The 14408-nt window shown below is 60.1% G+C and carries 16 protein-coding genes; 12 read left to right on the top strand and 4 right to left on the bottom strand.

Translation table 11 applies throughout. The features are described 5' to 3' along the window. Window positions 1–594 precede the first annotated feature (594 nt). The 6 genes from FKB36_RS08030 to FKB36_RS08005 all read left to right on the top strand — a co-directional run bounded on the left by FKB36_RS08030 (window position 595) and on the right by FKB36_RS08005 (window position 3856). Entirely contained in the window at window positions 595–1314 is a 720-nt protein-coding gene (locus FKB36_RS08030) for an FkbM family methyltransferase (protein ID WP_261597541.1), read from the top strand. 173 nt (window positions 1315–1487) lie between these two features. After that, complete coding sequence (locus FKB36_RS08025; RefSeq protein ID WP_261597540.1) at window positions 1488–2195, top strand: HAD family hydrolase; 708 nt, start codon at window positions 1488–1490, stop codon at window positions 2193–2195. Continuing rightward, window positions 2168–2836, top strand: coding sequence for a cyclase family protein (locus FKB36_RS08020; RefSeq protein WP_261597539.1), 669 nt, complete (start codon window positions 2168–2170; stop codon window positions 2834–2836). The genes FKB36_RS08025 and FKB36_RS08020 overlap by 28 nt, the downstream gene beginning before the upstream one ends. Before the next feature lie 59 nt (window positions 2837–2895). After that, complete coding sequence (locus FKB36_RS08015; protein ID WP_261597538.1) at window positions 2896–3108, top strand: hypothetical protein; 213 nt, start codon at window positions 2896–2898, stop codon at window positions 3106–3108. A gap of 120 nt (window positions 3109–3228) precedes the next feature. Beyond that, a complete protein-coding gene (locus FKB36_RS08010) occupies window positions 3229–3522 on the top strand; it encodes a nucleotidyltransferase family protein (protein ID WP_261597537.1) in 294 nt (97 codons plus the stop codon). After that, window positions 3515–3856 carry a HepT-like ribonuclease domain-containing protein gene (locus tag FKB36_RS08005; RefSeq protein WP_261597536.1) on the top strand — a complete coding sequence of 114 codons (342 nt, stop codon included), beginning with the start codon at window positions 3515–3517 and terminating at the stop codon, window positions 3854–3856. Before FKB36_RS08010 ends, FKB36_RS08005 begins: the two co-directional genes overlap by 8 nt. A gap of 245 nt (window positions 3857–4101) precedes the next feature. Here FKB36_RS08005 and hcp read toward each other — a convergent pair whose 3' ends face one another. After that, window positions 4102–5718 carry a hydroxylamine reductase gene (hcp, locus tag FKB36_RS08000; protein ID WP_261597535.1) on the bottom strand — a complete coding sequence of 539 codons (1617 nt, stop codon included), beginning with the start codon at window positions 5716–5718 and terminating at the stop codon, window positions 4102–4104. 86 nt (window positions 5719–5804) lie between these two features. Between hcp and FKB36_RS07995 the strand changes: the two genes are divergently transcribed. The 6 genes from FKB36_RS07995 (at window position 5805) to ruvB (ending at window position 10303) form a co-directional block, all read left to right on the top strand. Beyond that, complete coding sequence (locus tag FKB36_RS07995; RefSeq protein WP_261597534.1) at window positions 5805–6164, top strand: winged helix-turn-helix transcriptional regulator; 360 nt, start codon at window positions 5805–5807, stop codon at window positions 6162–6164. 192 nt (window positions 6165–6356) lie between these two features. Next, complete coding sequence (locus FKB36_RS07990; RefSeq protein WP_261597533.1) at window positions 6357–7646, top strand: ATP-binding protein; 1290 nt, start codon at window positions 6357–6359, stop codon at window positions 7644–7646. A 119-nt stretch (window positions 7647–7765) separates the two neighbouring features. Then, entirely contained in the window at window positions 7766–8182 is a 417-nt protein-coding gene (locus tag FKB36_RS07985; protein WP_261597532.1) for a DUF6398 domain-containing protein, read from the top strand. A gap of 65 nt (window positions 8183–8247) precedes the next feature. Beyond that, window positions 8248–8724, top strand: a complete 477-nt coding sequence (gene ruvC / locus FKB36_RS07980; protein ID WP_261597531.1) for a crossover junction endodeoxyribonuclease RuvC — start codon at window positions 8248–8250, stop codon at window positions 8722–8724. Then, window positions 8721–9314, top strand: a complete 594-nt coding sequence (gene ruvA / locus FKB36_RS07975) for a Holliday junction branch migration protein RuvA (RefSeq protein ID WP_261597530.1) — start codon at window positions 8721–8723, stop codon at window positions 9312–9314. The genes ruvC and ruvA overlap by 4 nt, the downstream gene beginning before the upstream one ends. After that, window positions 9311–10303: a Holliday junction branch migration DNA helicase RuvB gene (gene ruvB / locus FKB36_RS07970; protein WP_261597529.1), complete on the top strand. Its 993-nt coding sequence runs from the start codon at window positions 9311–9313 to the stop codon at window positions 10301–10303. The genes ruvA and ruvB overlap by 4 nt, the downstream gene beginning before the upstream one ends. Here ruvB and FKB36_RS07965 read toward each other — a convergent pair. The 3 genes from FKB36_RS07965 to hisS are packed head-to-tail and all read right to left on the bottom strand — an operon-like array spanning window position 10296 to window position 14398. Next, a complete protein-coding gene (locus FKB36_RS07965; protein ID WP_261597528.1) occupies window positions 10296–11384 on the bottom strand; it encodes a DNA topoisomerase IV subunit A in 1089 nt (362 codons plus the stop codon). The genes ruvB and FKB36_RS07965 overlap by 8 nt on opposite strands. Beyond that, on the bottom strand, window positions 11377–13179 hold the full coding sequence (locus FKB36_RS07960) for a DNA topoisomerase VI subunit B (RefSeq protein WP_261597527.1): 1803 nt from the start codon (window positions 13177–13179) through the stop codon (window positions 11377–11379). Before FKB36_RS07960 ends, FKB36_RS07965 begins: the two co-directional genes overlap by 8 nt. Continuing rightward, window positions 13166–14398, bottom strand: coding sequence for a histidine--tRNA ligase (gene hisS / locus FKB36_RS07955; RefSeq protein WP_261597526.1), 1233 nt, complete (start codon window positions 14396–14398; stop codon window positions 13166–13168). Before hisS ends, FKB36_RS07960 begins: the two co-directional genes overlap by 14 nt. Window positions 14399–14408 lie beyond the last annotated feature (10 nt).

The raw sequence follows: 14408 nt of genomic DNA, 5'->3' as shown, positions 1-14408 counted from the left end.
CCGTTCTCCTGATCGGAAAGATAATCTTCGATTAACGCTAAGGGATCCATGGCCCTGTTTCTCCTTTGTCCAAATCTAGGTTGGATCCAGGGCCAATTCAATTTTACAGAACTTTCGTTACGCTACCTCTCAACGTCTCTTGTTGAAGGGTATAGCGATAAGATTCGTTAACGGCTCAGCCGATTCATGAGAAAAACAGCGTCGCTTTCAAAGACAATCGTGGCACATACCTAGGTGCTGGACATGTTTCAGTTTGTGAGCAACTTCATAGACGCAAAGGGGGCGCGACGCCAGCGATGCGGGAGGGTATTATGGATCCGGTCTGAACCTGACGGGAGTTTTTAACATATTTTTTCAGTTATAATTTAGCGCACTACCGAAGTTTTCAATGAATGATGCCTAGAGAAAACTATCACATCTTCACCTGACGTTTGAAACTAGATCTTGCGGTCACATGACGACAGGTCGGAAAAGGAGTTATGTCTCCTCTATCTTATCATTATCACGAAAAGGGAACTGACTAGACTGTATTTATTAAGGTGAGTATTCAACTATTTCTGGGTTTAATCAGATTACTCGAGGAGAGAAGAAGCTGTGATCGATATTAAGACGATTATGCGAGATTTTATACGAGCGAAATCATTTCAGGACTTTATAAATATGCGATATAAAGACGAATCAATGCTAATTGTCGATCGTCATGATTTAGGGGCAGTTGTAACAAAATCTGGAGCAATGTTTCATCCTTCATCGATGATTAACAATGCTTTGCATATCAGTAAAGAAATTGATATGTCTGACATTAGACCGACAGACATTGTTATTGATATTGGTGCGTGCATTGGGGGCTTTACTATCCCGGCGGCAATGGTTGCCCGGCACGTTTATGCAGTTGAACCATTATATGCTGACGAACTGCAAAAAAACATCGTATTAAACAATCTTGGGGACAGAATTACTGTAATAGATGCAGGTTTGGGCTGCGGTGATCCGATCACTGTAACGTACGGAGACCGGAAGAAAACTATAAAAACCATGACTCTTCACGACCTGCGGGAAATCGGTGGCTGTGATTTCTTGAAGTGTGATTGTGAAGGGGCGGAGTGGACGATATGCCCTAAAGATCTAAACGGTATTCGACGAATTGAACTTGAAATACACCGCGGCAGACAATCCATTCTTCCTGAAAATCCGAATTTATTAGCCTGGATAGAAGATAATTATAAGGTACGGAAGGGTGAGAAAGGCAGCGGCGACGACGGGGCATACTGGCATTGCTTTGCACAATCGTTGATTGCTCCACATCTGAAATAAAATCGTACGCGTTTATGTGTTTAAAGTATATCTTTAATACAGTCCGTTGGCCTTAAGATCCATATGGTGGGATTCTGATCGTTAAATCGCAGTGTATTGCTGATTATAAAACGATTAATTCCCTCTGAAATTGATTAAGAAAAGTTTGTAGTGAGTCAAACGGGGTTTAAGATATGAATGCTGAGGATACAATTTCAAGCATTAAACTCGCCACCCTCATCCTCGACTTCGACGGCGTCATCGTCGAATCCCTCCCCCTGAAGACCGTAGCGTTCAAAAAGATCTTCTCCTTCGCGCCCCCCGGGCACCTCGACGCAATCATCGCCTTCCACCTCGATAACGGCGGGATGTCCCGCTACGACAAGTTCCGCCACATCTACGCAAACATCCTCCACGAACCGCTCACCCCTGAGACAGAGGAGCGGCTCGCGAGCGAGTACGTCGACCTGATCATCGACGCCATGCTCACCGTGCCATACGTCCGTGGCGCGGAAGAACTCCTCAGGGACTGCTCGCGCGCGCTCCCGCTCTACATCGTCTCCGCGACCCCGGAGGGCGAGATGCAGGAGATCGCCCGCCGCCGCGAGCTCACGAAGTACTTCGTCCGGGTCTACGGCTCGCCGAAGACGAAGGTCGAGTGCATCCGGGAGATCCTCGCTGAGACCGGCGCCTCGCCCGACGAGGCCCTCTTCGTCGGCGACGCCCCGAACGACTGGGACGCAGCCCGCGCGACCGGCGTCCGGTTCGTCGCGAGGATCCCGCCCGGCGACCCGAACCGGTTTGTCGGCCGGCCGGGGGTGGAGGGGATCGTGGAGAACCTTCATGAACTCCGGGAGTACCTACGGGGGAGTATATGCTCATCCCGATCTCGTACCCCCTGAACCGGAGAGCGCCGCTCTACCCCGGCACGGAGCCGCTCGCGATCACCCGCACAAAGTCCTTTGAGAAGGGCGACGCGGAGGAGAAAAGCCTGATCACCGTATCAAGCCACGCCGGGACGCATATCGACCTCCCCCGGCACTTCTGCCCCGGCGGCGGCTCGGTCCAGGGTCTCCTTGCCCCGGAGGCGGTATTCGAGCCCGCGCGGTGCATCGCGATCCCGAAGACCGGGGCGGAACCGATCCGGATCTACGACCTTCTCGAACACCTCGACGCAATCCGGACGTCGCGCGCGCTCTTCATCCGGACCGGGAGCGGCCGGAGCCGGGGGAGCGACCCGGACGCCTACGCGAGGGAGCACCCCTGGGTGCACCACGAGGTCCCGGGCTTCCTCCGCGCGGAGAACCCCGCCCTCAGGCTGTTTGGGATCGACACCATCTCCATCGCCGTCCCGGCAGAACTGGAGGAGGGTGCGGAGGCCCACCGCGGGTTCCTCTGCGAGTCCCCGCATATCTTCATCCTCGAGGACGTGGACCTCTCCTACGGCCGGCTGCTCGAAGAGCCCTGGACCCTGCGGGTCTACCCGGTGGTCTTCGACGACCTCGAGGGGGTGCCGGTGGTGGCGCTCGCGGAGTTCGGGTGACGATTGCTGCCAGGGCTCTGAAGAAGATTCATCGAGTGCTGGTTGCCCATTTCCTTTGGGTGAAAGGCATGAGGGAGCGCCTGAAATCGACGGTCCCTGCCCCGGTGTTTGAGCCTGCGAGCCCGGTCTCATCTACCCGGCAGATCATCGGGTTGATAGCGGGTGCGCTCGTTGCCGTGACCCGACTGAGGATCTGGACCCAGAATACCCGCGATCATGCTCTCGCAGAATGTTACCTGAAACTGCTCTTCCGGCTCACCCGGATTACGTGAAGAGGGCCGCATCATGGCATTCCATCCTCCATCTGGCCGGATGATGACCAGGACGACCGGTTTCTCGCAACCCTCGGGCCGAAGCAACTATTAACGTTCCCTGACAAAACACCAGTATCTATGCAGTCCCGGGAAGAGATATTTGCAACCCTGCAGCGCCTCAAAGGAGAGATCGCCGCACGGTTCTCGGTCAGCCGGATCGGCATCTTCGGCTCGGTCGCCCGTGGCGAGCAGACCGAGGCGAGCGATATCGACATCCTCGTCGAGTTCTCCCGGCCGATCGGGTTCTTCGCCTTCCTCGAACTTGAAGAGTTTCTTTCACTAAATCTCGCCGCCCCCGTCGATCTAGTGACACCCGATGCCCTGAAACCCATCATACGGGAGCGGGTGGCTGCCGAGGTCGCTTATGCCTGAACGGTCGGAGATCCGCCTTCTCTGCAGTGATATTGATGAGGCTGTCGAGCGCATCCTGCAGTACACTTCAAAGACGACATACAGCGAGTTCATCGATGACATCAGGACGCAGGATGCAGTTATAAGGAATCTGGAGATCCTCGGGGAAGCAGTCAAAAATCTCCCACCCCGATTTACGGAGCGGTACCCGGAGATCCCATGGCGGTTCATCGCGGGTATGCGGGACAAACTCATCCACCACTATTTTGGCGTCAGTATCGAGATCGTCTGGGAGACAGTGCAGTCCGACATACCTGTGCTCCAGGAGTGGCTGAAGAGACTGGAGGAAGAATAAGAAATCGAAACTAACGCAGGATACGTTGTGTGGAACCTGAGCGTTGCGTAATGATCTGAAGTCAAAGAGGGAGTCTGTTCGGGCGGATGCTCCCCATATCCGGAGGGCATTTTTCGCCCGGGGGCACCGGATATCGCTACCAGGGGTGTCGGGATCAAATTGGGAGTGTAGATAAGTATATTCCGGGTCAGATTCCTATGCACTGAAAAAACCTGTAAAACCCATTCTCCTCAAAAAAAAGGTATTCAGTTCCCCGGCACCATCCGTTCGAGGTCCTCCTCGACCGTCGCGATTCCCTTGATCCCGAAGTTCTCGACGAGAACCGCGAGAACGCCGGGCGAGACAAAGCCCGGGAGGCGGGGGCCGAGGGTGATCTCCTTGACGCCGAGCGAGAGGAGGGCAAGAAGGACGAGCACCGCCTTCTGCTCGTACCAGGCGATGTTGTAGGAGATCGGGAGGTCGTTGATCCCGACGCCGAACGCCTCAGCGAGGGCCTGGGCGATGACCACGAGCGAGTAGCAATCGTTGCACTGGCCGGCATCGAGGACGCGGGGGATGCCGCCGATATCACCGAGCCCGAGGCTGTTGTAGCGGTACTTCGCGCACCCGGCGGTGAGGATGATGGTGTCCGCCGGGAGGGCCTTCGCGAACCGGGTGTAGTAGTCCCGCCCGCTGTACCGGCCGTCGCAGCCCGCCATCACGAGGAACCGCTTGACGGCGCCGGACTTCACCGCGCCGACGACCGTATCGGCTATCGCGAGGACCGGGGCGTGGGCGCATCCCGTAACCAGGTCGCCGCGGGAGAGGTCCGCCGGGGGTTCGCAGCGCTTCGCGTGCTCGACCAGGGCCGAGAAGTCCTTCTTCCCGTCCGGCGAGGCGTCGATGTGCTTGAGTCCCGCAAATCCGACGAGCCCGGTGGTGTAGACCCGGTCGCGGTAGGAGTCCTTCGGGGGGACGAGGCAGTTCGTCGTGACCAGGACCGGGCCGTTGAACCGCTCGAACTCCTCCCGCTGGAACGGCCAGGAGCCGCCGTAGTTGCCGACGAGGTGGTCGTACTTAGCAAGGCCCGGGTAGGCGTGCGCGGGGAGCATCTCGCCGTGGGTGTAGATGTCCACGCCCGATCCGCGGGTCTGTTCGAGGAGGTCGGCGAGGTCCTTGAGGTCGTGGCCGGTGACGAGGATGCCCGGCCGCGTGCCCGCCGCGGTGCCGACGGTCGTGATCGCCGGCGTTCCGTAGGAGGCGGTGTTTGCGGTATCGAGGAGGGCAAGGACTTTTACGCCGACCTCGCCGCACGCGAGGACGTAGCCGACCATATCCTCGATGGAGAGACCCTGCAGCGTGGCGGCGAGGGCTTCCTGCATGAAGGTCGTGATCCCGTCATCCTCGTAGCCGAGGATGGCGGCGTGGTGGTAGTAGGCCCCGAGCCCTTTGAGCCCGTAGATGAGGAGCTCGCGAAGCGACTGCAGGTCGGCATCCACGCTTTCGCGGGCGGCGACGATAGTTTGTGCCTTTGCCGCGATCGCGGCCGGGCTCTTCGGCGCCCAGGTGCAGGCGTCGGGCTCCGTGCTCCCGGCGGGCGGGAGGGCATCGCGGATACGCGCTGCCTCATCGATCATGTCCCGGAGGCGGGCGGGATCGAAGTTCACGTTGGTCAGGGTCGTAAAGAGGCATCCCGCGACGAACCTTCCGGCTTCGGGGTTCCCGCCGCCCTTCTTCATCGCCGCGAGGTTCCGTACCGAGAGCCCCTTGAGGGTGTAGATCAGGACGTCCTGAAGCCCGGCGGTCTCTCCCTCCTTGCCGCAGACACCGCGCACGGTGCAGCCATGACCCTTTGCCGTTTCTTCACACTGGTTGCAGAACATACGTACTCACTCCATGATATCTTTTTGATACAAAGTTTCTGTTAGATACTAAAGTATAAGGAGGAGAAGGTTTCTCTAATTATACCATGCAGAGCGTCTGCACGGTCAATCAGACTGTCAAGTACCTCGGAAAGAAGTGGATGCTCCTGATCATCCTCGAACTCTACAAGGGAGAGGGTTACACCCTCCGGTTCACCGAGATAAAGGAGCGGCTCCCGGGGATCACGGCGAAGGTCCTCTCGGCCCGACTGAAGGAACTCGAGGAGGAAGGCCTCGTCGAGAAGCACGTGGATGCCGAAACCGTCCCCGTCAGGAGCGAGTACACCCTCACGGCAAGCGGGCTCGGGCTCGTCGAGGTGATCAAGGATATCAAGCGATGGGCGCTCCGGTGGAAAATCGAGAACCGGGTGTGCGGAGCGCAGGACTGTCATGACTGTGCGCTTTAACTTGTGGGGTTGAAGGGGCGGGGCGGGAGGTCCGGTACGACTCTGGCGAGGCGGCCACGGTCTGCATGTGATCAAGAAGTCGAGATCGGCTGATCTACGCGGAAGAGTCCACCTGACGCGTTTTCCGGAACGTGGGGATATCGTAGATCATAATCGACACTTTTATCGATGATCATCGAGTATGATCGATAGATGGACGAGAGGCTGCAGATCGCACTCGAGAGCCAGAACCCCTGGTGGTTTGGAAAAGAGTTTGAAATCGGCGTTGAACGACTTTCATTCTTTCCTCTCCTGAAACAGTATCTTGATGCACCTGAGGTGCTCCTCCTTGTCGGTGCACGCAGGACAGGGAAGTCGACGCTGGTGTACCAGATCATCAGTTCCCTTCTCAGAAGGGGTGTGCCCGGCAGGGCCATCCTCTTCATCACCATGGACGAACCTCTCCTCCTCTCGATGGCAGACGATCCCTGGCTGATCCGTCGCATCGTCGAGGACCATCTCGCCCGCCACCCCGAACTTGAACGGCTCTATCTCTGTATCGACGAGGTTCAGCACTATCCCGCCTGGGTGCCCACCATCAAGACTCTCTATGACACAACGAGCGGGGTCAAATGTATCCTGACCGGCTCCACATCCTCGCTGCTCAGGCAGGAGAGTAGCCGCCTCCTATCGGGCAGGTGTTTTTCCTGCTATGTGTACCCACTCTCTTTCCCTGAGTTTCTTCGGTTTCAGGGTATTCTGAACCCAACAATCATCGAGAAGAGGCATCATTTTGAGACCTACCTGAAATACGGTGGTTTCCCCCGTGTGGTCCTCGAAAAGGACAGTGACCTGAAGATACAGATACTCAAAAACTACTATGAAACGATCTATCTCAAGGATATCATCTATCCGAACAGTTTGAGGAAGAACAGCGAGATTGTAGACCTGCTCTATTATCTTATATCAAATGCCGGGAACGCCACCTCGTACAACCAGATTGCCAGGACCCTCAACATCGCACCGGATACCGTGAGAGAGTACATCGAGTACGCCGAGAATGCGTTCCTCCTGTATCCCCTGATGAAATTTGATTATTCCGCAAAAAAACAGGTTGCAAACCCTAAAAAGATTTATTTCGTGGATCCCGGCCTTATAAATGCCGTTGCATTTGCATTCTCCGAAAATCGTGGGAGACTCCTGGAAAACATTGTCTTTATTGCCCTGATGAAGAAATATGGCGATATCTTCTACCACCGGGACCGCTACGAGTGCGACTTCCTGGTAAGGTCTGGCCGGACGATCGTCCTGGCCATCCAGGTGACGCAGTCCCTGCAGGATGACGTTACGAGGCACCGGGAGATACGGGGGCTTGTCGAGGCGATGGATGCACATGGCCTTGATGAGGGGACGGTCGTCACTGCGTCGGAGTCAGCGGAGACAACCGTCGACGGTCGGACAGTTCACATCGTCTCGATCGCTGAATGGCTGGATGAGTTGTGACCACTCTCTGGAACCTATGTGTACGCCTCTGGTAGTATGAACTGCGGAGGATTGTCGGCCGCTCGGAGCGCCACTCCTCCATTGACATAGATGATCTCGATGCATTCCTCAACTTCGCGATGAGAGAGATCACAAGGCTGACCGGAATAGACCCGGATAATGAAGAGATCTGGAAAGAGATCTCCAACCAGATCAGGAATGAACCGCTGGTGTTAGATGTCAACGAGCTGCGCACTACCACGATCTTCACCCTGTGTGAAGTATTCTGCGATAGGTTCGAGAATGGCGCCATCCTTGATCATTGCCGGGAGACCATCGAGAAACTCCACGACCACCCGGCAACACCGCTCGTACGGGGAGATGCACCCTTCTGGGGGGCGGCGATCGTATACGCGGCCTGCCAGAATGCAGATCTGATCCGGCCGGGAAAGGGCGGTTCTCCCATTGCAAGGGAAATCAGCTTTTTCTTTGGCATTGAACGATCGTCGATCCGGAACAAGGTGACGGCACTGAAAAAATACCTCTCCGATCGATAACTCTGCCGACAAAAGGTATCAACCAGGAGAACCGATACCTTAGTGAACAGAAACCGGATTTACCCATGATCGTCATCGGCATCGACCCAGGGCTCGCAAGAACCGGCTACGGTGTCCTCAGCACCGGCGGCAGGTCTCCGGTGCCGCTGACCTACGGCTGCATAGAGACCGGCTCCGACCGCATCCACGAGGAGCGGTTGCTTGAGATCCACACGAGGATCTCCGATCTCTTCGACGAATACGATCCCGGGTGGGTCGCCGTGGAGCGGCTCTTCTTCTCCAGGAACACCACCTCGGCGATGCAGGTCAGCGAGGCACGCGGCGTCCTCCTCCTCGCCGCGGCACAGCACGGGGTCCCGGTTGCCGAGTATACCCCCAACCAGGTCAAACAGGCGGTCACCGGGTCGGGGCGTGCCGATAAACATCAGATGCAGGAGATGATGCGCCGGCTCCTCAGGCTGGAGGAGGTGCCCCGGCCCGACGATGCCGCCGACGGCCTCGCCATCGCCCTCTGCCACATCAATATGGTGCAACTACGATGATAGCCCAACTCTCAGGAGACGTGATATCCACCGGCGACCGGTGGGTGGTGATCGATATCGGCGGCGTCGGCTACCAGGTGCAGGTGACCGGGCCGGCGCTGGAGACCCTCAGGGAGGCGCAGGGCCGCGTCACGGTCCACACCCATATGGTGGTCCGCGACGACGACATCCGACTCTTCGGCTTTCTCCACCAGCGCGAACGGGAACTCTTCACGATCCTGATCGGGGTCTCCGGCATCGGTCCCCAGACCGCCATGAACATCCTCTCCGGGATAGCGTTCGAGGACTTTGCCGTTGCAATCCTCGACGGTGACGAGAAGACGCTCACCCGGATCCCGGGGATCGGGAAGAAAGGTGCAGGGCGCCTGATCCTTGAGTTGAAGGAGAAGATGAAGAAGCATGCGGATATCCTCGCCGCCGGCAGGCGCCCGAACGAGGCCTGTGACGCCGCGAGCGCCCTCATATCGCTCGGGTTCTCACCCCAGGAAGCAGGGGAGGCGGTTGATGCCGTCCTCCCGGGTCTCCCTGATGCGAACGTGCAGAGCCTGATCCGCGCTGCTCTTGCATACCTCCGGGAGCGCCGATCATGAACGAACGCATCCCCTCGCCCTCGCCTCTCTGTGGCGAACCCGATGACGCGGCGATCAGGCCGGCGCGCCTCGACGAGTTCGTGGGCCAGCCGCAGATCAAGGAGGCTCTTGCCATCGCCATCGCCGCCGCAAAACAACGCGGCGAGTCTCTCGACCACGTCCTCTTCTCCGGCCCACCGGGCCTCGGGAAGACGACGCTCGCCCAGATTATCGCGCGCGAGATGGGAGCCGGGATCAGGAGCACCACCGGGCCGGTGCTGGAGCGGCCCGGCGACCTCGCCGCCCAGCTGACCGCCCTTGCCCACGGCGACGTCCTCTTCATCGACGAGATCCATCGCCTCAACCCGGTGGTCGAGGAGATCCTCTACCCGGCGATGGAGGACTCCTGTATCGACGTCATGATCGGCGAAGGGCCGGGTGCACGGTCGGTCCAGCTCCCGCTGGAGGAGTTCACCCTCATCGGCGCCACGACGAAGGTCGGGCTGCTCGGCTCCCCTCTCCGCGACCGGTTCGGGTTCATCTTCCGCCTCAACCTCTACGAAGTTCCCGATCTCGCGAAGATCGTGGAGCGGAGCGCCGGGATCATGCAGATCCCGATCACCCCCGAGGGAGCGGATGAGATAGCAAAACGGAGCCGCGGGACACCCAGGATCGCAAACCGGCTGCTCCGCCGGGTGCGGGACTTCGCCACGGTCAGGGGGGACGGGCGTATCGACGCCGAGACGGCCGACCGCGCCCTGACGATGCTCGGCATCGACCACCTGGGCCTCGACGACCTCGACCGGCGGATCCTCTCGGTCATCGCGGACGATTTCGGCGGCGGGCCGGTGGGCGTCAGGACGATCGCCATCTCGGTCGGCGAGGAGGTGCGGACCATCGAAGAGGTCTACGAGCCCTACCTGATCCAGATCGGGTTCATAAAGCGCACGCCCCAGGGCCGGGAGACGACCGGGGCGGCCCTGCGCCACCTCGGAAGCGGTCTCAGATAATCCCCATCTCCGAGAGCCTTTTCGGGAGATACTCCTTCGTCACGAAGTCGAGCCCCCGGCTCGCGAACGCCTGCTGTTCCGACTTCAGCTTCATATCGAGCTGCAGGTTGATCTGGGTGCGCCAGTAGTCGGTTGCAAACCTGGGGTCTGTCAACTCTGCTTTCAGTGCGTTGATGTCCTGCTCCGTGAGGTGGTCGGCGGGGAGGTTGTAGTCGGAGATGTCGGAGGGCTGCACCCCGATGAACTGCGCCTGGGGGGTCGCCAGGATATCCGACATGTGGGCGCTCTTGATCGAGCCGTAGGCGACGCTCGCGTAGATCCGGTAGGACCAGGGGTCGCCGTCGGTGAAGACGACCACGGGAAGGTTGAGCGAGTCGTTGAGACGCCGTAAGACCCGGCGCGTGGAGCGTGCCGGCTGCCCCTTGAGGTGGACCAGGATCGCCCCGTACTCCTCGTCGAACCCGTTCTCCATCAGACGGGCGTACATACCGCCGGTCTCGATGGCGATGACGAACTTCGCGTCGTGGTCGATGAACTCAAGGCTGTCGACGTTGTTCGGGATGGGGTAGCCCGCCTCCCCGACGTCATCCTGGCAGTGCATCTCTTTTGCGCCGCGGCGGGTGTTCTCCCGTATCCGCAACGGCCCGAAGAGCGAGGCGCCGTCCTCCTCCGGCCGGAGGTGGAACGCCTCTCGCTGGACGTCGGTGATGATCTCGAGATCCTCGATGAGGAGGTTGCTCTCGTCCTGGGCGGTGAACTTCGCCTTCTTCCACCCTTCGGAGATGTAATACAGTTCTCTCAAGGTCGACGACCGGTTCTCCACGAGCTGCTGCTTCAAGAACCCGATGAGATAGGCCATCTTCAGGAGATGGACCGCCCCTTTCTCGTTCGTCGCCGCCCGGGTGCTCTCCTTCTCGCCGTATTTCCAGACCTCGCCTTCGTCGTCGTAGGCGAGATTTCGTTTCGTCCGCGTCGGCAGCCGGATATAGGGCACGACGCCGTCCCGCATCTGGTCGTACCATCCACGGGCGATACCGACGAGCCGTTCCTTTGCGAGCGCATCCATCTCTTCCCTAGACATCGAGATCCACCACCACTTTCACGTTATCCTCCACGCCGCGCAGGTCGAGCGACCCGTCGCCCGATCCCGTGTAGACGATCTGCCAGGCGTCGCCGGCGCCGAGGGTGCGCCGCCAGACCTTGTTGTACTCCCCGTCCATATTGTCGACGAAGTCCGGCCGGGGCACCGCGTCCGCGGCCTCATCCCGGGAGAGGTTGTAGAGGACAAGGGGGACTTCCTTTGCCGTGTAGTTGTTCACGTTGATGTGGACCTTTCCGTTGACCGTCCGCTTCTTCGCGACGACCTTGCGCATGATCTTGCCCTCGATCGGGGAGGTGTCGACGAGCGGGAGTTCCACGATCTCGCTCACCTTTGCGGCGATGTCGGGGATGATCGAGCATATCGCCCGGGCGCGGTTGTCCTGCTGCTTCGTTTTGTCCCGGCGGTAAAGGTAGGTCTTGAGTTCCCGGCCGAGTTCCTGGAGGACGAGGACGATCTCGCGCTCGATCTCCGGGATGGACGCGACCGCGTCCTTGCTCTCGCTCGTGAAGGGGACGTTCGTGGACGCCACGTGGACCATGACGAGCATCGGCCCCATGGGAAGGCCCTGCTGCGAGAGGCCGTAACCCTTCCAGTTCACCTGCGAGACACAGTTCGTGATCGCGCAGGCGCCCTGCTGGTAGAGGAGGGGGACGCGGTTTGCGAACCGGAAGAGCTGGGCGGTGCCTTCGGGGGGAACCTTGCCGCCGTAGCCGATCGCCGCCTCGATGATGAACGAGTGCCCGCCGTAGACCGCGCTCGGCCGGGTGCGGGCCTTGACGAAGTCGAGCTGGATCTCCTTCTCAAGCCCCCGGCAGATCAGGTCCTCCCCGATGGGGGAGAGGCACTGCTGCGCCGGCGGGGCCGGGACCTTCACGGCCTGCATCGCTTCGAGGAGTTTCTTCAACTCGTCGGCATCGAGTTTGTTCACCTTCCGTGAGGGTTTGAGTTTGGCAAGCGCGATCATCTCGTCCGCGGTCTTCTTCCCGACCCGGGAGAAACTGCCGACGAGGAACTCCTCGACGGTCCCGGTGCTCGCCGCCGCGATCCGCTTTAACGCGCCGAACTCGATCCCGTGCGGGTGGGGGAGGACGGGTTTCGGGCACGGCGGGACCTCGCCCGAGACCCGCTCGAAAACAGTCACCTCGCCGTCGATATCGGCCGTTATCCGGGCGTGCGGGTTGACGATCGCCGTCAGGCGGAGGTAGTCCACCAGCCGCTTCTTCGCGGCGAGGGTGCTCTTGAACTGGATCTCGATCCGGGTCCCGTGCGTCCGGTCCCAGTCGATCTCCTCGTGGCTGACGATCTCCGGTTCGTTCGTCTCGGTCTTTATCATCAGATCGAACCGGTGCGCGCTCGCCTTTGCCCCCGTCCGCGAGACGACCCGGGTCGGGATGCCGGTGGTGAGCTGCGCGTACAGCACCGCCGCCGAGATCCCGATACCCTGCTGCCCGCGGCTCTGCCGGATCTGGTGGAACCGGGAGCCGTAGAGGAGTTTTCCGAAGACCAGGGGGACGTTCTCCGGCACGATCCCGGGGCCGTTGTCCTCGACCGTTATCCGGTAGACCTCGGCGTCGACCCTCTTGATGCCGACGAAGATGTCGGGGAGCACCTCCGACTCCTCGCAGGCGTCCAGCGCGTTGTCCACCGCTTCTTTGATGGTGGTGATGATCCCCCGCGTCGGGGAGTCGAAGCCGAGAAGGTGCTTGTTCTTCTCGAAGAACTCCGCGATGCTGATGCTTCGCTGCTGCTTCGCCAGGTCTTCAGCAAGCACCATGCCGCGCTACCTCAGCGATGGCCTCTTCGAGGCTCCTCTCCTGCTGCTCGCCGGAGTGGAGGTTCTTGAGGGTCACCGTCCCCGCCTCGACCTCGCGCTTCCCGAGGACCGCGGCGAAGTCTGCGGTTTTTGCGGCGTGGGCGAGCTGGGCGCCCATCCCCCGCCCCATCAGGTCGGCCTCGGCCCGGATCCCCGCCTCCCGGAAGGCCCGGGCGACCTCGAGCGCCCGCGCGCGGGCATCAGGCGTGCAGACAACGCCGACAACCGACCCCTGTTCCAGCGCGAAATCACCGATCGAGACCATGACCCGGTCAAACCCGATGGCGAACCCACAGGATGCGACGTCGTCGCCGCCGAAGAGGTGGGCGAGCCGGTAGGCGCCGCCGCCGACGATCTGGTTCTCCGCGCCGAGGTTCTTCGCGAACCCCTCAAAGACCATCCCGGTGTAGTAGTCGAGCCCCCGGGCGATCCCGAAGTCCGGCCGGTAGTCGATCTCCTGGGCGTCGAGGAGCGCGAACGTCTCCTCGATCCGCGCGCGCTCGGGGACATCGCCCGCGATCTCGAAGACCTCGGAGACGGTGCGGCACTCCCCGAGCGCCGCAAGAGGTTCGGCAAGGTGGGTGAGGTTCTTCTCGACCAGCGCCGCCTCGAGCCCTTCCCGGTCATGTTTGTCGAGATACGCCATGATCGCCCGCTGGTCGCCGGGCGCGAGGTCGGCGAGGAGATGCTTCATCGGCGCGAGGTGGCCGACGTGGAGGTCGAAGGTGACGCCGGTCGACCGGAGGGTATCGTCGGCGAGCATGATCACCTCGGCGTCGGCGGATGGTGTGTCCGCACCGATCAGTTCGACGCCGAACTGCCAGAACTGGCGGTAACGGCCCTTCTGGGGGCGCTCGTAGCGGAAGCAGTCGGCGTAGTAGCACCAGCGGATCGGTTTCGGGAGGACTTTCCCCTCGTTGACGTACATCCGGAGCACCGCCGCGGTCACTTCCGGCCGGAGCGTCATCTTCCTCCCGCCCTTGTCCTCGAAGACGTACATCTCCCCGATGATCCCTTCGCCGGACTTCATCGTGAAGAGTTCAAGGTTCTCGAAGTCGGGCGTGCAGACCTCCCGGTATCCCCACCGGCGGGCCGCTTCCCGCATCCGCCGCTCGATCAGCCGCCGCCGTTCCATCTCGTCGGGTAAAAAGTCCCGTGTTCCCCGTGGTTTCTGAAGCATTCGATATTCT

The organism is Methanoculleus formosensis, assembly GCF_025384765.1.
In the GTDB taxonomy this organism is placed as follows: domain Archaea; phylum Halobacteriota; class Methanomicrobia; order Methanomicrobiales; family Methanoculleaceae; genus Methanoculleus; species Methanoculleus formosensis.
Note: the sequence above shows the minus strand (reverse complement) of the source record. Positions and strands in the feature narration are given on the sequence as shown.

Bases quoted from the DNA above. Each gene is read 5' to 3' on its own strand.
- FKB36_RS08025 (WP_261597540.1), top strand. From the start codon at position 1,488: ATGAATGCTGAGGATACAATTTCAAGCATTAAACTCGCCACCCTCATC.
- FKB36_RS07985 (WP_261597532.1), top strand. From the start codon at position 7,766: ATGAGAGAGATCACAAGGCTGACCGGAATAGACCCGGATAATGAAGAG.
- FKB36_RS07965 (WP_261597528.1), bottom strand. From the start codon at position 11,384: ATGTCTAGGGAAGAGATGGATGCGCTCGCAAAGGAACGGCTCGTCGGT.
- FKB36_RS08020 (WP_261597539.1), top strand. From the start codon at position 2,168: ATGCTCATCCCGATCTCGTACCCCCTGAACCGGAGAGCGCCGCTCTAC.
- FKB36_RS07995 (WP_261597534.1), top strand. From the start codon at position 5,805: ATGCAGAGCGTCTGCACGGTCAATCAGACTGTCAAGTACCTCGGAAAG.
- FKB36_RS08005 (WP_261597536.1), top strand. From the start codon at position 3,515: ATGCCTGAACGGTCGGAGATCCGCCTTCTCTGCAGTGATATTGATGAG.
- ruvC (WP_261597531.1), top strand. From the start codon at position 8,248: ATGATCGTCATCGGCATCGACCCAGGGCTCGCAAGAACCGGCTACGGT.
- hisS (WP_261597526.1), bottom strand. From the start codon at position 14,398: ATGCTTCAGAAACCACGGGGAACACGGGACTTTTTACCCGACGAGATG.
- FKB36_RS07990 (WP_261597533.1), top strand. From the start codon at position 6,357: ATGGACGAGAGGCTGCAGATCGCACTCGAGAGCCAGAACCCCTGGTGG.
- FKB36_RS07960 (WP_261597527.1), bottom strand. From the start codon at position 13,179: ATGGTGCTTGCTGAAGACCTGGCGAAGCAGCAGCGAAGCATCAGCATC.
- ruvB (WP_261597529.1), top strand. From the start codon at position 9,311: ATGAACGAACGCATCCCCTCGCCCTCGCCTCTCTGTGGCGAACCCGAT.
- FKB36_RS08010 (WP_261597537.1), top strand. From the start codon at position 3,229: ATGCAGTCCCGGGAAGAGATATTTGCAACCCTGCAGCGCCTCAAAGGA.
- hcp (WP_261597535.1), bottom strand. From the start codon at position 5,718: ATGTTCTGCAACCAGTGTGAAGAAACGGCAAAGGGTCATGGCTGCACC.
- ruvA (WP_261597530.1), top strand. From the start codon at position 8,721: ATGATAGCCCAACTCTCAGGAGACGTGATATCCACCGGCGACCGGTGG.